General features: G+C 70.2%; 19 protein-coding genes and 1 riboswitch. Of the genes, 1 reads left to right on the plus strand and 18 read right to left on the minus strand.

Annotated features, from left to right (window positions below):
* Positions 1–30: 30 nt before the first annotated feature.
* A riboswitch (TPP riboswitch) is annotated at positions 31–136 on the minus strand.
* A gap of 24 nt (positions 137–160) precedes the next feature.
* The 7 genes from rlmN to rpsB all read right to left on the minus strand — a co-directional run bounded on the left by rlmN (position 161) and on the right by rpsB (position 6,775).
* On the minus strand, positions 161–1,267 hold the full coding sequence (rlmN, locus tag ACWCPI_RS22875) for a 23S rRNA (adenine(2503)-C(2))-methyltransferase RlmN (RefSeq protein WP_451039853.1): 1,107 nt from the start codon (positions 1,265–1,267) through the stop codon (positions 161–163).
* A gap of 225 nt (positions 1,268–1,492) precedes the next feature.
* Positions 1,493–1,942 carry an SRPBCC family protein gene (locus tag ACWCPI_RS22880; protein ID WP_451039854.1) on the minus strand — a complete coding sequence of 150 codons (450 nt, stop codon included), beginning with the start codon at positions 1,940–1,942 and terminating at the stop codon, positions 1,493–1,495.
* A 116-nt stretch (positions 1,943–2,058) separates the two neighbouring features.
* Positions 2,059–3,216, minus strand: a complete 1,158-nt coding sequence (locus ACWCPI_RS22885) for a phosphatidate cytidylyltransferase (protein WP_451039855.1) — start codon at positions 3,214–3,216, stop codon at positions 2,059–2,061.
* Complete coding sequence (gene frr, locus ACWCPI_RS22890) at positions 3,216–3,773, minus strand: ribosome recycling factor (RefSeq protein ID WP_062709224.1); 558 nt, start codon at positions 3,771–3,773, stop codon at positions 3,216–3,218. Before frr ends, ACWCPI_RS22885 begins: the two co-directional genes overlap by 1 nt.
* Positions 3,774–3,941: 168 nt before the next feature.
* Positions 3,942–4,700 (minus strand): UMP kinase, encoded by a 759-nt coding sequence (gene pyrH, locus ACWCPI_RS22895; protein WP_019757092.1) that lies wholly within the window; start codon positions 4,698–4,700, stop codon positions 3,942–3,944.
* A 204-nt stretch (positions 4,701–4,904) separates the two neighbouring features.
* Positions 4,905–5,741 (minus strand): translation elongation factor Ts, encoded by an 837-nt coding sequence (gene tsf, locus ACWCPI_RS22900; RefSeq protein ID WP_388800856.1) that lies wholly within the window; start codon positions 5,739–5,741, stop codon positions 4,905–4,907.
* A 161-nt stretch (positions 5,742–5,902) separates the two neighbouring features.
* The gene (gene rpsB, locus ACWCPI_RS22905) at positions 5,903–6,775 is read right to left on the minus strand and encodes a 30S ribosomal protein S2 (RefSeq protein ID WP_451039856.1); all 873 of its coding nucleotides are present in this window, start codon (positions 6,773–6,775) and stop codon (positions 5,903–5,905) included.
* 273 nt (positions 6,776–7,048) lie between these two features.
* Here rpsB and ACWCPI_RS22910 point away from each other — a divergent pair, with 273 nt between their 5' ends.
* A complete protein-coding gene (locus tag ACWCPI_RS22910; protein WP_451039857.1) occupies positions 7,049–7,687 on the plus strand; it encodes a peptidoglycan DD-metalloendopeptidase family protein in 639 nt (212 codons plus the stop codon).
* 438 nt (positions 7,688–8,125) lie between these two features.
* Here ACWCPI_RS22910 and ACWCPI_RS22915 read toward each other — a convergent pair whose 3' ends face one another.
* The 11 genes from ACWCPI_RS22915 to lepB (ACWCPI_RS22965) form a co-directional block, all read right to left on the minus strand.
* On the minus strand, positions 8,126–8,683 hold the full coding sequence (locus ACWCPI_RS22915; protein ID WP_019755150.1) for a TetR/AcrR family transcriptional regulator: 558 nt from the start codon (positions 8,681–8,683) through the stop codon (positions 8,126–8,128).
* A 96-nt stretch (positions 8,684–8,779) separates the two neighbouring features.
* Positions 8,780–9,622: an RNA polymerase sigma factor WhiG gene (gene whiG / locus ACWCPI_RS22920; RefSeq protein WP_388800862.1), complete on the minus strand. Its 843-nt coding sequence runs from the start codon at positions 9,620–9,622 to the stop codon at positions 8,780–8,782.
* Positions 9,623–9,915: 293 nt separating this feature from the next.
* Positions 9,916–11,076, minus strand: coding sequence for a DNA-processing protein DprA (gene dprA, locus ACWCPI_RS22925; protein WP_451039858.1), 1,161 nt, complete (start codon positions 11,074–11,076; stop codon positions 9,916–9,918).
* Positions 11,073–12,695: a YifB family Mg chelatase-like AAA ATPase gene (locus tag ACWCPI_RS22930; protein ID WP_451039859.1), complete on the minus strand. Its 1,623-nt coding sequence runs from the start codon at positions 12,693–12,695 to the stop codon at positions 11,073–11,075. Before ACWCPI_RS22930 ends, dprA begins: the two co-directional genes overlap by 4 nt.
* Before the next feature lies 1 nt (position 12,696).
* A complete protein-coding gene (locus tag ACWCPI_RS22935; RefSeq protein WP_451039860.1) occupies positions 12,697–13,059 on the minus strand; it encodes a YraN family protein in 363 nt (120 codons plus the stop codon).
* A gap of 107 nt (positions 13,060–13,166) precedes the next feature.
* Positions 13,167–13,475, minus strand: a complete 309-nt coding sequence (locus ACWCPI_RS22940) for a DUF2469 domain-containing protein (protein WP_003965949.1) — start codon at positions 13,473–13,475, stop codon at positions 13,167–13,169.
* A gap of 56 nt (positions 13,476–13,531) precedes the next feature.
* Positions 13,532–14,086, minus strand: a complete 555-nt coding sequence (locus ACWCPI_RS22945) for an NUDIX hydrolase (protein WP_451039861.1) — start codon at positions 14,084–14,086, stop codon at positions 13,532–13,534.
* On the minus strand, positions 14,076–14,852 hold the full coding sequence (gene lepB, locus ACWCPI_RS22950; RefSeq protein ID WP_451039862.1) for a signal peptidase I: 777 nt from the start codon (positions 14,850–14,852) through the stop codon (positions 14,076–14,078). Before lepB (ACWCPI_RS22950) ends, ACWCPI_RS22945 begins: the two co-directional genes overlap by 11 nt.
* 115 nt (positions 14,853–14,967) lie before the next feature.
* Positions 14,968–15,942 carry a signal peptidase I gene (gene lepB, locus ACWCPI_RS22955; RefSeq protein WP_451039863.1) on the minus strand — a complete coding sequence of 325 codons (975 nt, stop codon included), beginning with the start codon at positions 15,940–15,942 and terminating at the stop codon, positions 14,968–14,970.
* Positions 15,830–16,921: a signal peptidase I gene (lepB, locus tag ACWCPI_RS22960; protein WP_451039864.1), complete on the minus strand. Its 1,092-nt coding sequence runs from the start codon at positions 16,919–16,921 to the stop codon at positions 15,830–15,832. Before lepB (ACWCPI_RS22960) ends, lepB (ACWCPI_RS22955) begins: the two co-directional genes overlap by 113 nt.
* The gene (gene lepB / locus ACWCPI_RS22965) at positions 16,914–17,630 is read right to left on the minus strand and encodes a signal peptidase I (protein ID WP_451039865.1); all 717 of its coding nucleotides are present in this window, start codon (positions 17,628–17,630) and stop codon (positions 16,914–16,916) included. The genes lepB (ACWCPI_RS22960) and lepB (ACWCPI_RS22965) overlap by 8 nt, the downstream gene beginning before the upstream one ends.
* Positions 17,631–17,682 lie beyond the last annotated feature (52 nt).

Here is a 17,682-nt window from a genome sequence, read left to right on the forward strand (position 1 = left end):
AACCCCAGGGCTCCGGGCAGGGCGCAACAGCTTGAGTGGTGACCGATCTCCCTACCCAGAATGACCTGGGCCAGGTTCGGAGGGTCTGCGGCCGGTGCCGCACTCTCAGCGCTGTGGCGCTCCCCTGTCGGAATATGCAGATGTTCTTACGGCGGTCAGACTACCGCTCGGTCGCGGCGAGCTGCCCGCACGCCCCGTCGATCTCCTGACCACGGGTGTCCCGAATCGTCACCGGCACACCATGCGCGGCGATGGCTTCGACGAACGCCTTCTCGTCCTCGGGCCGGGAGGCGGTCCACTTCGAGCCCGGAGTCGGGTTCAGCGGAATCAGGTTCACATGCACGGGCTTGCCCTTGAGCAGCCGCCCGAGCCGGTCACCGCGCCAGGCCTGGTCGTTGATGTCCCGGATGAGGGCGTACTCGATGGACAGCCGCCGTCCGCTCTTCGCGACGTACTCGAACCCGGCGTCGAGGACCTCCCGCACCTTCCACCGCGTGTTCACGGGGACGAGGGTGTCGCGCAGCTCGTCGTCGGGGGCGTGCAGCGAGATGGCGAGCCGGCACTTGAAGCCCTCGTCGGCGAACCGGTGGATGGCCGGGACGAGCCCGACCGTCGAGACGGTGATCCCGCGCTGGGACAGCCCCAGCCCGTCGGGCTCGGGATCGGTCAGCCGCCGGATTGCCCCCACGACCCGGTTGTAGTTGGCGAGCGGCTCGCCCATCCCCATGAAGACGATGTTGGACAGCCTCGCGGGCCCGCCCGGCACCTCTCCGTCCCGCAGCGCCCGCATCCCGTCCACGATCTGGTGGACGATCTCGGCGGTGGACAGATTCCGGTCCAGCCCCGCCTGCCCGGTCGCGCAGAACGGGCAGTTCATCCCGCACCCCGCCTGCGAGCTGATGCACATCGTGACCCGGTCCGGGTACCGCATCAGCACCGACTCGACGAGCGTCCCGTCGAACAGCCGCCACAGCGTCTTGCGCGTGTCGCCCTGGTCGGTCGACAGATGCCGTACGACGGTCATCAGCTCGGGGAACAGCTCCTCGCGCAGCTTGTCGCGCGAACCGGCGGGGATGTCGGTCCACTGCTCCGGTTCGTGCGCGTACCGCGCGAAGTAGTGCTGCGAGAGCTGCTTGGCACGAAACGGCTTCTCGCCGATCGCGGCAACGGCGTCCTTGCGCTCTCCGGGCGTGAGATCGGCAAGATGCCGCGGCGGCTTCTTGGCTCCGCGCGGGGCGACGAAAGTGAGTTCTCCGGGCTTAGGCATGGCTGTACCAGTGTCGCAGATCCAATCAGGTGACCTGCGGCCCTGGCTTTCGACGGCTGTCGTCGCAGCTGAGAGCGGCAGCGGCGGTCGCACGGGGGCCGTCTGGGAACCGGTGACGGCCGACGGCCTGGACCGGGTGCCGACCTGCCCGTCGCCTTCTTCGAGGACGAGGCGGCGGCCAGGGGTGACGCCCGCCGTAGGTGACCCGGTCCTGCTCGTCCGCCCTCAGCCGCCCGTGCCCTCCAGCCTGTCCTTGAGCAGTCGCTCGTCGCGGGGCAGTTCCTTGCGGACCTGTGGGCGGACGACGAGGGGCACCAGAGCCTTGCCCAGGCCGTGTCCCTCGAAATCGATGTCTATCGTCAGCCGGGACCGGCGCCCGCCGTCGAGCGGTTCGATCTCGCCGTGGGTCCGGGGCCGGATGGGACCGTCGACCCCGTGCATATCCCAGCTGTGCGGTGGGTCGAGTTCGTCGAACTCCATGGTCATCGGAATCTGGCGGCTTCCGATGCGGCGGGTGACCCGGACCTGTGAGCCGGTGTGGACGGGCCCCTCGTCGAGCCGCTCCGCTGAGACCGCGCTCAGCTGCCATTCCGGCAGGTGGGACGGGTCGGTGACATACGCGTAGAGCTCAGCCGGCGTGCAGTCGACGTCGATGACTTCTCGGATGGCGGTCATGACGACCCCCTTCGGGTGCCTTCGATGACGTACACCCGCATCGTCCCACCGCGAGGCCGGGGGCACCACGGCAGAAAGCCCCCGCTCAAGAGCGAGGGCTTCCGGTCACGGCTTCGTCAGCCCGACCCCACGAAGATCACCATCAGCAGCCACACCACGGGTGCCGTGGGCAGCAGCGAGTCCAGTCGGTCCATGATTCCACCGTGGCCCGGCAGCAAGGTGCCCATGTCCTTGATGCCCAGGTCCCGTTTGATCATGGACTCGCCGAGATCTCCGAGCGTGGCGCTGGCCGCCACCGCGAGGCCCAGCAGCAGACCCTGCCACCAGGCTCCGTCGTCGATCAGGAACTCCATGCACAGCGCGCCCGCCACCATCGCGAAGCTCACCGCGCCGAGCAGGCCCTCGCGGGTCTTGCCCGGGCTGATACGCGGGGCCAGCTTGTGCTTGCCGAAGCGCCAGCCGACGGCGTACGCGCCGGTGTCGCTGACGACCGTCAGGAGCAGGAACGTCAGGACCCGGAAGGCCCCGTCCTCAGCGGTGAGCATCATCGCGACGAACGTGGCCAGGAACGGTACGTAGAACGCTGCGAAGACGCCCGCGGTGACGTCCTTGAGGTAGCCCTCGGGCGGCTCCGTCATCCGCCAGACCAGTACGGCCAGCGCGGTCAGCGCCATCGACACCCAGGCGCCCTCGGCGCCCCGGACGTACCCGGCGACGACCATGGCCGCACCGCCGACCGCGAGCGGCACGAGCGGCGCCTTGATGCCCTTGCGCTCTTCGAGCCGCTTCGTCAGCTCCCACAGGCCCACGACCACGGCGACCGCGACCACGCCGACGAACACGGCCTTGACGACGAACAGCGACGCGACGATCACCACGCCGAGTCCGACACCCACCCCTATGGCCGCACCCAGGTCGCGCCCCGCGCTCTTCTTCTGCGGCGGGGGCGCCGGCTGCGGGGCGTCGGGCATGGGCTCCGGATTCTGCGGCGCCGCCTCGAAGGGCCGCGCCTGCGGCGTGTCGTAAGGCCGCGGCTGCGGCGGCTGGTCGCGGAACAAGGGGCCGCTCAGCCGAGCGGCCCCCCGGTCGTCATCCTGGTCTCCGCCGTACGCGGGTACCTCGGGCACGATGGGCATGGGGCGAGTCTGCTGCGCCTCAGGCGCATCGTACGTGGGACCCGCCGGGGCAGCCCCCTGGACAGGTCCACGCTCGGCGGCCCCCCAGTACCCGGCCTGCCCGGCTTGTGGCGGAGCGCCCCAGGAAGAGTCGTTCATCAGACCTCGAGCAGCTCAGCTTCCTTGTGCTTGAGGAGCTCGTCCACCTGAGCAACGTACTTGTGCGTGGTGTCGTCGAGCTCCTTCTCCGCGCGGCGGCCCTCGTCCTCGCCGATCTCGCCGTCCTTGATCAGCTTGTCGATGGCGTCCTTCGCCTTGCGGCGGACGGAGCGGATGGACACCCGCGCGTCCTCGGCCTTGCCCTTGGCGACCTTGATGTAGTCGCGGCGGCGCTCCTCGGTGAGCTCGGGGAACACCACTCGGATGATGTTGCCGTCGTTGCTCGGGTTGACGCCCAGGTCGGAGTCCCGGATCGCCTGCTCGATGTTGCGCAGCGCGGTCTTGTCGAACGGGGTCACGACCGCCATGCGCGGCTCCGGCACGGAGAACGAAGCCAGCTGGTTGATCGGCGTCGGCGCACCGTAGTAGTCGGCCACGATCTTGTTGAACATCGCCGGGTGCGCACGGCCGGTGCGGATCGCGGCGAAGTCCTCCTTGGCGACCACGACGGCCTTCTCCATCTTCTCCTCGGCCTCGAGGAGGGTCTCTTCGATCACCACTTGCTCCTGCGTCTTGAGTAAAGGCCCGGCTGCGGTTCCTGGATGGAGGGCGGCGGCCGGCTGCGTCGCGTCTTCTTCCTGCACGGTTCCCGACCGGCAGGACATTGTCCATCCCCCGGTCAGGGTCCGTCCCGTCCGTCCCCCGGACGGGGTGGTACTCGGGCGTCAGCCCTGGCTGCCCTGCTCACCCACGAGCGTGCCGATCTTCTCACCCTTGACGGCGCGGGCGATATTGCCCTCCGTCAGAAGCTCGAAGACGAGGATCGGCAGGTTGTTGTCGCGGCACAGGGTGATGGCGGTGGCGTCGGCGACCTTCAGGTCGCGGGTGATGACCTCGCCGTAGCCGAGGGAGTCGAACTTGACCGCGTCGGGATTGGTCTTGGGGTCGGCGTCGTAGACCCCGTCCACGCCGTTCTTGCCCATGAGCAGCGCCTCGGCGTCGATCTCCAGGGCGCGCTGGGCGGCGGTGGTGTCGGTGGAGAAGTACGGCATGCCCATACCGGCGCCGAAGATGACCACACGGCCCTTCTCCAGGTGGCGCACGGCCCGCAGCGGGATGTACGGCTCGGCGACCTGGCCCATGGTGATGGCGGTCTGGACCCGGCTGTCGATGCCCTCCTTCTCCAGGAAGTCCTGGAGGGCGAGGCAGTTCATCACGGTACCGAGCATGCCCATGTAGTCGGAGCGGGCCCGGTCCATGCCGCGCTGCTGCAGTTCGGCGCCGCGGAAGAAGTTGCCACCGCCGATGACGACCGCGACCTGCGCGCCGTCGCGCACGACGGCGGCGATCTCGCGGGCGATCTTGTGCACCACGTCCGGGTCGACGCCGAGTCCCCCGCCACCGGAGAAGGCCTCTCCGGACAGCTTCAGCAGAAACCGGCCGTGTACTTTGCCGTCGTCGCTCTTCTGGGCCTTGGTGGTCATCGAGATCCCGCCTTTGTTACGTGGTGCACATACGAAGAAGGCCACTGCCGGCCCGGGCGTGTTTCGCATCCCATGCGCGGCAATGGCCTCCTCGTCAGATCTGCTGTCGTCCGTCACGCGCGCGTGCGTGGTGACGGCATCCGTCATGGATGCTGACGACTGCCTTCGACCCTATCGGGGTCGAGCGTCGATCGCGGTACGGACTCAGATGCCGACCTTGATGCGCGTGAAGCGCTTCAGGGTGACACCGGCCTCGTCCAGGACCTTCTGGACCGACTTCTTGTTGTCGAGCGCGTACGGCTGACCGAGCAGCGTGGCGTCCTTGAAGAAGCCGTTCACCCGACCCTCGACGATCTTGGCGATCGCGGCCTCGGGCTTGCCCTCGGCGCGGGTGGTCTCCTCGGCGATACGACGCTCGGACTCGATGACCTCGGCCGGGACGTCCTCCTTGGAGAGGTACTTCGGCGCGAAGGCGGCGATGTGCTGGGCGACGCCCTTGGCGACCTCGGCGTTCGGCTTGTCCAGCTCGACGAGGACACCGATCTGCGGGGGCAGGTCGGGCATCGTGCGGTGCATGTACGCGATCACGAAGCCGTCGGCGAACTGCGCGAAGCGGTCCAGCACGATCTTCTCGCCGAGGTTGGCGTTGGCCTCGTCCACGAACGCCTGGACGGTCTTGCCGGCCTCGATCTCGGAGGCGAGCAGGGCCTCGATGTCGGCCGGGGAGGTCTTGGCGACGTGCTCGGCGATCGCGGTGGCGACGGCCTGGAACTTCTCGCCCTTGGCGACGAAGTCCGTCTCGCACTTCAGCTCGACGAGGACACCGGAGGAGTTGTCGTCAGCGATGATCGAGACCACGGCGCCGTTCTCGGCGGAGCGGCCCTCACGCTTGGCGACGCCCTTCTGGCCCTTGATGCGGAGCGCCTCGACGGCCTTCTCGACGTTGCCCTCGGCCTCGTCCAGCGCCTTCTTGCAGTCCATCATGCCGGCGCCCGTGAGCTCACGGAGCTTCTTGACGTCGGCGGCGGTGTAGTTCGCCATGAGTCTGTGAATCTTTCTCGAAGTCTGGAAGATCGAAGATCTACGGGGTGCGACCTCAACTGTGGACGGAGGTCGCTGCCCACCGCTGACCTACGGGTGAACGGCGGGAGCGGACTTGACTGGTCGCAGGACCGCTCCCGCCGTCAACGCTGACAAGACGGTCAGGCCTGCTCGCCCTCGGCGGCCGGAGCCTCAGCGGCGGGGGCCTCGGCAGCGGGCGCCTCGGCGGCGGCCGGGGCGGCCTCCTGGGGCTCAGCCTTCTTCTCGCCCTCGAGCAGGTCGCGCTCCCACTCGGCGAGCGGCTCGCCCGCGGCCTTCTCGCCCTTGCCCTCCGTCGCCACGCCGGAACGGGCGATGAGGCCCTCGGCGACGGCGTCGGCGATCACACGGGTGAGCAGGGTGACGGAGCGGATCGCGTCGTCGTTGCCCGGGATCTTGTAGTCGACCTCGTCGGGGTCGCAGTTGGTGTCGAGGATCGCGACGACCGGAATGTTGAGCTTCCGGGCCTCACCAACGGCGATGTGCTCCTTCTTGGTGTCCACGATCCAGACGGCGCTGGGCACCTTCTGCATCTCGCGGATACCGCCGAGGGTCTTCTCCAGCTTGGCCTTCTCGCGGGAGAGGACCAGCAGCTCCTTCTTGGTCAGACCGGAGGACGCGACGTCCTCGAAGTCGATCTGCTCAAGCTCCTTCAGGCGCTGCAGACGCTTGTAGACCGTCGAGAAGTTGGTGAGCATGCCGCCCAGCCAGCGCTGGTTGACGTAGGGCATGCCGACGCGGGTGGCCTGCTCGGCGATGGCCTCCTGCGCCTGCTTCTTGGTGCCGACGAACATGACCGTGCCACCGTGGGCGACGGTCTCCTTGACGAACTCGTAGGCGCGGTCGATGTACGACAGCGACTGGAGCAGGTCGATGATGTAGATGCCGTTGCGCTCGGTGAAGATGAAGCGCTTCATCTTCGGGTTCCAACGACGGGTCTGGTGACCGAAGTGGACGCCGCTCTCCAGCAGCTCCCGCATCGTGACGACGGCCATGGCCGTATCTCCTTGAATGTTCTCGGTTGTGCCGCGGATGCCGGACGGCTCCCGCGCCTGACGCCCGCATGCGCCGTGCCACGAAGGACCGAGGGGCGCTGACACGGACCGTTTCCGGTGGCCGTATCGGGGCGTGCGAAGTCGACCCGGTGACCCGGATCGCCAGAAGAAGTGTACGGGACCCGCGAGGCGGCGGGTGACGCCGATGTCCACAACCCGGGAGTCGTCCACAGATCCCGGCCATGATCGACGGACATGCGCGACCGTTCTGCCATGCGAGCGAATCGATGTGCGAGGAAGCCGGGAACGACCCGGGCGGGCGGCGCGGTGAGGGTGTGCGGGCGGCTGATTCTGCTGCTGCTCCTGACGGCGGCCGTCCTGCTGGCACCGGCCCCGCGGCTGACCCCGACCGCCACGACGGCCCGCGCGGAGCCGGCCCCGGCGCCTGTGGTTGCGCCGATCGGGCGCACCTGGCCCGTGGCCTCACGCCCCTCGATCCTCCGCGGTTGGGAACCCCCTGCCTCCCCGTACGCCCGCGGCCACCGCGGCGTCGATCTGGCGGCCGCTGCCGCAACCCCGGTACGGGCGGTGGCGGCCGGACGGGTGTCCTTCGCGGGCCGGGTCGCGGGAAAGGGGGTGGTCTCGGTGGAGCTCACGGGGACGGGAAGTCCACCCTTGCGGACGACGTACGAGCCGGTGCGGGCGACCGTGGCGAAAGGCGACGAGGTGGAGGCGGGCCAGGTCGTGGGCACGGTGGAGCCGACCGGGTCGCACTGCGCGGGGACGTGCGTGCACTGGGGGCTGCGGAGAGGTGAGGCCTACCTGGATCCGCTCGCGCTGCTGCCGCCCTGGTTGCTGCACAGGGGCCCGTCGCGGTTGCTGCCGGTGCTGGGGGTACCCGTGCCGCGGTGAGCGAGCTCTGGCGCTCCGGGGCTGCGGGCGTCCGGGCAGCGGCGGGGTTCGTGCTGAGCCGGGGGACGCGGGTTCGAACGACACGGGTGGGCATTCGCCGGGCGCGGGCTGCACGAGCGGACGCCGTCTCACGAGCAGACACCGCCGGGCACGGACCTCACGGGCAGGCACGCCGCGGGCCTCGCAGGCGGACGCCACCCGGCACGGGCCAGACAAAAGGGGCCGACGTCAAGGACCGGCATCGGGGGCACAGGCCACGCAGAAAGAGTCGACGTCACAGGCGCGCACCCGCCGGGCGCCGACGGCACAGACCGCCACCGGCGAGCGCGGGCGCCCCCGTGAGCGCCGAGCGTGGCGCCCGACCGACCGGCGCGTCCTCGAAGAGGAGGCACACACCCTCGACCGAGCCGGGTCAACCGAACGGCCCACCCGAACGGGTCAGCCCCCAACCCCGCGAAGCGCCATGGCCACGGCGGCCTCGGTGATGGCCGAAGGCTCCTCCGCCGCCCCCAGCTCGATCCGCCGAACGGCCGCGTCCACGACGCCCTGCAACAGCATGGCCGCCAGCCGAGGCTCACGGTGCCCCATCTCCGCCAGCGCCTCGACGATCATCGCGACCAGGCCGCCGTGCGCCGCCCGGATCTTCTCCCGGGCCCCCGCGTCCAGCTCACTCGCGGAGATCGCCACCACAGCCCGGTGCCGCCGGTCCCCGACCAGCGCGAGCTGCTGTCGTACGTACGCCTCGACCTTGCCCTCGGCCGTCGACTCCCGCTCCATCGCCGTGGAGACCTCCGCGGCCCACAGGGGAAAGTCGACCTCGCACAGCTCCTCGACCACGGCTGCCCGCGACCGGAAGTACTCGTACACGGACGAGCGCGCGAGTCCCGTCCGCTCGGCGAGGGCCGGGAAGGTCAGCGCCTCCGTCCCGCCTTCGGACAACAGGGAACGCGCCGCGTCCAGCAGGGCGGCTCGCTGCATCGACCGGTGCTCGGCCACGGAGGCCGCTCGAATCCTTGGCACGTCAACCACTTTACGGAGGTGCCACCACGGACGGGAGTCTCTCCGCGCAACCCCACGACGCGCCCCGCCCGGTCAACGACCGAAGCCGGCCAGCTTCGCCCGCAGCTGCAGCACCGACTTGGTGTGGATCTGACTCACCCGGCTCTCCGTCACGCCCAGCACGTTGCCGATCTCGGCGAGGGTCAGCCCCTCGTAGTAGTACAGCGTGACGACCGTCTTCTCCCGCTCCGGCAGCGTGTTGATCGCCCGTGCCAGGAACCGTCGCAGCTCCCTGTCCTCGGCCACCTCCACCGGATTGTCCGCGGCGGTGTCCTCCAGCGTGTCCATGACGCTCAGACCGTCGCCGCCCTCGCCGCCGACGTGCAGCAGCTCCTCCAGCGCCACCACGTTCGCCAGCGACAACTGGCTGAAGACGGCGTGGAGTTCGTCCACCGCGATGCCCATCTCGACGGCCACCTCCGCCTCCGTGGGCGTCCGCCGCAACCGCGCCTCCAGGGTCGCGTAGGCCCGCTCCACGTTCCGCGCCTTCTGCCGCACGGACCGCGGGATCCAGTCCAGTGCCCGCAGCTCGTCGATCATCGCGCCCCTGATGCGCGTGATCGCGTACGTCTCGAACTTGATCTCCCGGTCGATGTCGAACTTCTCGATCGCGTCGATGAGCCCGAAGACCCCGGAGGACACGAAGTCCGCCTGCTCGACGTTGGGCGGCAGACCGACGCTCACCCGGCCTGCCACGTACTTGACGAGCGGCGAGTAATGCAGGATCAGCTGCTCGCGCAACCGCTCGTCCCCCGTCGCCTTGTACGACCGCCACAGCTCGTCGAGTGTCGAGGGAGCGGGTGGTCGCACGCTGCCACCGTCGCGGGCGGCTGGGGGGAGCGCCGCCCGGTCGGGCCCGGAGGTGTGCTGGGGCATTCGTTGCCTTGTGCCGTTCTGCCGTGAACTGGGGCGGCCTGGGGGAGCTGCCGGTCTGACGTCGTTCTGGTGCCGTTCGGGGGTCGTGGTGTCGTCCTGCGCCGGGATCCCCGTGAGCGTAGCGTGACTGCGGAGTCGCGGTGCGCGAAGAGCGGAGCGCAAGCCGTACGCAGATACGTTCCGCTGGACGCCCCACCGGGGCAGGGCGATCGCTCTACGTGATCACCCGAACACCCCAACTGGGGGAATTCACAAGGGCATCCGTGTTCCCCCGTACGGCCGAACACGCTCGGTCAACAGTGACGTCGACCGGCTCGAACGGACATCACTGCCTGGCGTGTCAACTTCCAGCCGTCGCCGTGTCGTTCGACGTAACCAAGTGAGCGGAGTTCGTACAGTCGCGCGACCGCGTCGTCCTCGCTGGTCCGGGCACCACGCGCGACCTCGTCCGCTCTCGCCGCCTGACGAGCCGGCAGTGCGGACAGGACACGACGCGCGCCCGGCTCCAGCAGGTCGCGCGGCAGCACGGGGCCACGTCGCTCGGGCGCGAGTTCTCCCATGTCACCCACGAGTTCGACGATCTCGGCGGCATCGGTGACCAGTACCGCGTCGGCGCGCAGCAGTTCGTGGGCGCCGGCCGAGAGCCCGCTGGTGGCGGGGCCGGGTACCGCCATCGTGTGCCGGCCCAGCCGCTGGGCGGCCCGAGCCGTGGCCAGTGAGCCGCTGCGGTGGGCGGCCTCGACGACGACCGTGCCTCGGGTCAGCGCCGCGATCACCCGGTTGCGCACGATGAATCGGCTGGGCGTCGGGTGATCGCCCGGAGGCAGCTCCCCGATCACCAGCCCCTGGTCCGCGATCCTGTTGATCAACTGGGTGTGCCCCGGTGGGTAGGGACGGTCGACCCCGCAGGCCAGCACGGCGACGGTGGCACCGCCGACGCCGAGGGCGCCACGATGGGCCGCGCCGTCGACGCCGTAGGCCCCGCCGGAGACCACCACCCATCCCCGCTCGGCGAGGTCGCCGGCGAGGGTGGTCGCCATGTGCGCGCCGTACTCGGTGCAGGCTCGCGCCCCGACGACGGCCACGGAACGCAGGGCCCACATCCGCAGGCTGGCCGGCCCTCGCACCCACAGCCCGATGGGCCGCGCGTCCCCCAGGTCATCGAGTTGCCCCGGCCACTCCAAGTCCCCGGGGCGCAGGAACCGCACCCCGGCCTCCCGGGCGACGTCGAGGTCCCGGCGGGGGTCGGCCGACAGCGCGCGGGCCCGCAGGCCGTCCCACCGCTTGTCACTCACACCCGGCAGGGGCTGTGCCCCCTGCCGAAGCCGCCGCACCACTTCCCCCACCCCGTACTCCCGCACCCACCGCCCGGCAGCCTCGTCCCCGGGTTCGACGACCCGGCTCAGAAGGACCCGCCCGAGCAGTTCGCGGTCAGGCCCCGCAGCCCCGGTCATGTCATCGCCCCGATGGCCATGGGCACGCCCCTCGGCACGCCGGTGCGCAGTTGCAGTGCCAGGGCGACGTCGGCCGTGTCGGGCCGGTCGTGGCCGACGAGGTCCGCGACGGTCCAGGCGACGCGCAGGACGCGGTCGAGTCCGCGTGCGGTCAGCACTCCGCGCTCCAGGTTGCGTTCCGCCTCGTCCATGGCACCGGCCACGGCATGCCAGCGGCTGCGCAGTTCCCGGCCCGGGACCTCGCTGTTGGTGTGCCACGGGGTGCCGGCGAGCCGGGCCGACGCCCGCTCCCTGGCCGCCCGCACCCGGTCGGCGACGATCGCCGTGGACTCGCCCCGGGCCCCGCGCTCGGCCAGCTGCGCGCGCGTGACGCGGTCCACCTCCACCCGGAGGTCGACCCGGTCGAGCAGCGGCCCGGACAGCCGAGCCTGGTATCGGCGGATCGCCGAGGGCGGGCACTCGCACATGTCGTCCGTCCGGGAGAAGCGGCCGCAGGGGCAGGGGTTGGCCGCGAGCACCATGAGGAACTTGGCCGGAAAACGTACGACCCCCGCGCTGCGCGCGATCACGACATGCCCGGCCTCCAGCGGCTGCCGCAGGGCGTCGAGGGCCCGGCTGCTGAACTCGGGGGTCTCGTCCAGGAAGAGGACGCCCCGGTGGGAGAGTGACACCGCGCCGGGCCGCGCGATGCCGGGACCACCACCGACGAGGGCCTGCATCGTCGCCGAGTGGTGGGGGGCGCAGTAGGGGGCCACGTCGATCAGAGGCTTTCCCGCAGGCAGCATTCCGGCCACCGAGTGCACCGCCGTCACCTCCAGGGACTCCCCCCGGCTGAGCCGGGGCAGGATGGCAGGCAGCCGCTCCGCGAGCATCGTCTTGCCCGCGCCGGGCGGTCCTTCGAGGAACAGGTGGTGCCCGCCCGCGGCAGCGACCTCCACGGCCGTACGCGCCGACATCTGCCCCACCACGTCGGCGAGGTCATGGCCGTGCTCGGGCTGGACGGCGCCCGTGCCCATACCCGTGGCCGCGCCCGTCCCCGGCATGCGCAGACCGGCGAGCAGCGGATCGGGGCGCCCCAGGTCGTCGGGTTCCTCCTCGGGTACCGGCTCGTCACCGAGGACGGCGATCAGCTGGCGCAGGCTGCGCACGCCCAGTACGGAGACCCCCGGCACCAGCGATGCCTCGGCCGCGGCGCACTCCGGGACGACCACCTGTTCGTAGCCTGCGTCCGCCGCCGCCAGCACGGCGGGCAGGATGCCCCGCACGGGGCGCACCCGCCCGTCCAGGCCGAGCTCTCCGATCATCACGATGTCGGCGAGGACCCGTGGATCGATGCGTTCGCAGGCGCCGAGGACGGCGCAGGCGACGGCCAGGTCGAAGCCGCTGCCCGCCTTGGGCACCGAGGCGGGGCTGAGGCCGACGGTGAGCTTCTTCTGCGGCCACTCACCGCCGGAGTTCACGACGGCCGCCCGCACACGGTCCCGGCTCTCGGTCAGGCTCTTGTCCGGCAGTCCCACCAGGGTGAAGGCCGCCACCCCCGGCTCCAGGTCCGCCTGCACCTCGACCACCACGCCCTCGACGCCCACGAGGGTCACCGAGCAGGTACGCGCGAATCCCATGTCAGGCCACCCCCCGGGCGTGCTCGACCACGGGGGCGCCTCGCTCGGGCAGGACGACGCCGACGAGGTCGATGCGGACGCCGCCGGGTGGTGCGCCTCCGTGCGCGTGGATCCAGCGTTCCGCGAGGCCGCGCAGCCGCTGCGCCTTCTCGGGGGTCACGGCTGCCATCGGGTGCTCGAACCCGATGGCCCTGCGCGTCTTCACCTCGCAGACGACCAGCACGTCACCGTCCCTGGCGACGATGTCGATCTCTCCGGTCCTGCCGCAGCGCCAGTTGCGCTCCAGAACCGTCATCCCGGCCTCGACCAGCCGGCGGGCGGCGAGATTCTCGCCGTACTTGCCGAGTGCACTGCGTGCGTTCATGTCGGCACCACCTCCGGCGCCAACGATGAAGCCGACTCAGCGAGCTGTTGGATCTTGGTGGACAAGTACGCGACTGTGGAAAACCCGCTCACCCCTGCGGGTGACCATCACCCACCGGGAAGCTCCAGATCGCTCTTGTTCAGCTCCTCGATGTTCACGTCCTTGAACGTCAGGACCCGAACCTGCTTCACGAAGCGAGCCGGCCGATACATGTCCCACACCCAGGCATCTGCCATGGACACCTCGAAGAACACCTCACCCTGGACCGAGTGCACCTGCATCTCGTAGTCGTTGGTCAGGTAGAAACGCCGCTCGGTCTCGATCACGTACTTGAACAGACCGACGACATCGCGGTACTCCCGATAGAGCTTGAGCTCCATCTCGGTCTCGTACTTCTCGAGGTCCTCGGCGCTCATGGCATGTTCCCCTTCAGCCGTGCGATCCCACCATTGTGCGCCAGTCCCGTCAGCACCTAGACGATTTCAGGGTCAAGGGTCACGGGCCCGGCGGGGGGACCTTCGTCGAGCAGCGTGCGCAGCAGCTCGGCGAGTCTGGTCGGATACACCGTCTCATGTGCTCGGGCAAGTTCCTGACACGTCCACCAGCGCGCTCCGGCGACGCTGCGCCGCTCCAGCTCGGTGAGGCCGACGGCCCGGGTGGCCGTCTGCGTCGTACGGGCCAGGTAGTACCACTCGTCCTGGTCCCAGCGACGACCCGCGAACGAGAAGGAGCACATGCGCCGCCACAGCACGGGGCCGAGTTCGACCTCCGTGATGCCGGTCTCCTCGACGAGTTCCCGCAAGGCGGCTTCTTCACGGCTCTCGTCGCCCTCGACCCCGCCGCCCGGGGTGAACCACCAGTCGTCGGCCGGATCCTCCGGCTCATGGCCGTGCAGCAGCAGGATGCGGTCCCGCGGATCGAGCAGCACCACGCGCGCGACCTTGCGCAATCCGCCTTCGTACGAGTCGCCGTACGGGCTCTCCTCGCGGTACGGCCCGTCCGCCACGTCCGCAGCCTCAGCGGGCACCAGCGGGCTCCGTCCGGGCGCGGGAAGCGCCTGCGAGCCCCTTGGCGATCGGGCCGTAGGCCCCGCCACCCAGGACCAGCACGGCGCCCGCGACGATCAGGGCGACGATGGTCCGCAGCGGACCGGGCGAGGACAGCGCACCGAGGCTCTCGAAACCCGTGGGGCGCTGCAGCATGCCGTCCATGGGCCAGACGACGGCGTCCACCCGGGCCGACACGGCGTCGCGTCCCACGGTGCCGCCGGCGGCGTCCGTCAGATGGGCCGTGGAGTCCAGGGAGCCGCTGCGCTCGTCGCCCAGCAGGAAGAGCCTGCCCTCGGGCACCTTCACGGTCGGGAAGTGCTCGATCCCGGCAAGGCTGCCCTCGGCGAGATAGGGCTCGTCGATCTGCTTGCCGTTGACGGTCAGCTTGCCGTCCGTGCAGCAGGCGACGACGTCCCCGCCGACGGCGACCACGCGCTTGACCACGGGCGCGTTGCTCACCCAGGACTTCTCGGTGAACACGACCACGTCACCGCGGCGTACCTCACCGCCGTCGACCCGCTGGGCCAGGACCCGCTCCCCCGCATCGATCGTCGGCGCCATCGAACCGGTGGGCACGGTGTACGGCCGGTAGACCACCGCTCCCCAGGCGAATCCGCCCAGGAACAGCACAAGGCCCAGCGCCACGGCCAGCCCGGACAACCGCTGTCCGGTCCGGCTGCCCGCCGGGCCACTGCTCGCGCCACCGTCGTGCGGCACCGTACGTATCGTGCTCTCGCCACCCATGGGTCCGCACCCTACCCGGCGGTACCGACCCCCGGCAGCCCCTCCCGAGCGCCCGGGGCCACCACCTCACCAAAGCTTTCCCAAGCCCTTGCCGACCTGGTCCGCCCCGCGCGGGTCAGCGGGTCCGGTCCACCGCCTTGCCGCGCTGGCGGCGCCACAGCACCAGCGGCACCGCACCGGCCAGGGCGAGCCCCTGCGGCGCCACCGTGAGCGCGGCGGACCGGGCGTTCAGGTCCTGCTCGAAGGTGTCCGGGACCGGCAGGTTGTCCCAGCGGTTGACCGGCCAGGCGATCACGATGGCGCGGCCGACGACCTTGTCGACGGGGACCATGCCGTGGTTCTTGTCGGCCTGGTTGTAGCGCGAGTCGCGGGAGTTCTGGCGGTGGTCGCCCATGACCCAGATGTAGCCCTCGGGCACCTTCACCTTGAACTGGCCACCCTGGTCGTCCACGCTGCACGGCGTGTTGCCGGGGTAGACGTACGGCTCGTCCAGCGCCTTGCCGTTGACCTTCAGCGGGCCGGTGTTCTTGCACTCGACCGTGTCACCGCCGACGCCGACCACACGCTTGATGAGGTCCTTCTCCTCCGCGGAGGGCATCAGGCCGATCCAGCTGAGGAAGGTCTGCAGGGCGTTGGGATCCGGGGTGGGCTCGCCCGCGAGCCAGTTGTCGGGGTCGTGGAAGACGACGACCTCGCCGCGCTCGGGCTCGGAGCCGAACCAGGGAGTGAGCTTGTCGACCAGGACGCGGTCACCCTGTTGGAGGGTGTTCTGCATCGAGTCGGAGGGGATGGAGAACGCCTGCACCAGGAAGGTCTTGATCAGCAGCGCGAGGACGAGCGCGATACCGATCAGGATGGGCAGCTCCTTCCAGAAGGAGCGCTGCTTCTTGGGGCTCGGTGCTGCCCCGCCCGGCCCCTCACCTCCGGCCGGGGGCTGCTCGCCCGACCCTCTGCCGCCACCAGCCGCTCCGGGGTGGTCATTCCCGGAGGTCACGGCGCCGTCCGTGGCCGGGGCGGCCGCTCCCACGGGGCGTCCGCGGTGCTCCTCGCCGTCGTGTCCGGACCGTGCGCCAACCGCAACATCCCCCACGCCAACTCCTCACTCTGTGCCGCTGCCTGCCCCAAACACGGCGCAGGCCCACCACTCCCATAACGAGCGGGAGTTCCGCAGGGCTCGGGAGCTGGATCGTTCCGTTCGAATCGTCGGAAGCAACCCTATGCGACAGCTGGGGAGCCGCGGTCGACCCGGTCGCCGAGTCGGACACGGTGGCGTAGGTCTTCGGTTCGTCCAGAGAGGTCCAGTGGCCCAGCGGCCAGGCGATCCACATGGCCCGTCCGACGACCTCGTCCTCGGAGACGGTGCCGCCGTAGTCCCGGTCCTGGTGCGCGCGGGAGTCCGCGGAGTCGGCGCGGTGGTCGCCCATCACCCACAGCCGCCCCGGCGGGACGGTGATGTCGAACCGCGCGTCCGAGGGGGCGTTGCCGGGATACAGATAGTCCTCGTTCAGGGGAACGCCGTTGACGGTGACCCGCCCCTGGGTGTCGCAGCACTTCACACGGTCGCCTCCGACGCCGACGACACGCTTGATGAGGTCCTTCTCGTCGTCCGAGGGCAGCAGGCCGATGAAGGTGAGGGCCTGCTTGACCTGCTTCACGACGACGGGGTCCTCCTTCTTCACCGTCGTCTGCTCGTCCTGGAGCCAGCCGCCGGGGTCCTTGAAGACGACGACGTCCCCGCGCTGCGGCTTGGAGCCGAACCAGGGGGTGAGCTTGTCGACCAGGACGCGGTCGCCGATCTGGATCGTCTGCTCCATCGACCCCGACGGGATCACGAAGGCCTGGACGAGGAAGGTCTTCAGCACGAGCGCTATGAGGACGGCGACGCCGACGAGGAGGGGTATCTCCTTGATCGCGGAGCGCCTGCGGCGTCGTTTGACCTTGCGCTGGAGTTTGCGACGCTCCGCGCGCGTACGACCGCCTGAGGGGCTGGCGGCGCGCCGGGCGCCGGTGGGCAGCAGATTGTCGGCGGGGCTGCTGGGCACGCCGCGGGGCTTGCCACGGTTACCCATGCGCGCCCTCCCCCGACGGCACGCGCGCGTAGGCGTCCGGACGCTGCAGGCGGGTCCAGTGGGCGGAGGGCCACACGATCCAGTCGGCGCGACCGATGACGTCCTCGACCGGGACCATCCCACCGCCGGGCGAGCCCAGACGGTCGCGGGAGTCGCTGGACTCACTGCGGTGGTCGCCGAGGACGAACAGGGCGCCGTCGGGCACGACGACGTCGAAGCGCACCTGGGACGGCTCGTCGCCGGGGTGGAGGAAGGTCGACTCGTCGACCGACCGGCCGTTCACCCGGATCCTCCCCTCCTTGTCGCAGCAGACCACGCGGTCACCCCCCACACCTACAACGCGCTTGATGTAGTCGGCATCCCCGAAGTACCCCGTTCCGTCGAACACGACAACATCGCCCCGCTGCGGCTCGGCACCGAAACGGTACGCCAACTTATTTACGAGAACGCGGTCGCCGATCCTCAATCCGGACTCCATGGATCCGCTGGGGATCTGGAACGGCTGCAGCACAAACGTGTTGAGCAGCAGCAGAAGAAGGAGGAAGACCAGCAGGGTCAGGCTGATACGGCCGCCCGGGAGCCAGTCGGTGAGCCGCGACACCAACACGAAACGCGACCGTCCCTCCTGCCCCTGCGTGTCCGAGGTCTCCTCGGAGTCGGAAGGGCGGGAGGAGCGGTCGCGCTCCGTCGGCTGTGCTTCGGTGTCCATCGGGGCCAGATGCTATCCGGCCCCGCTGTGGGCCCCGCGGGGGCGAGCCCCC

Source organism: Streptomyces sp. NPDC001920 (assembly GCF_053594495.1).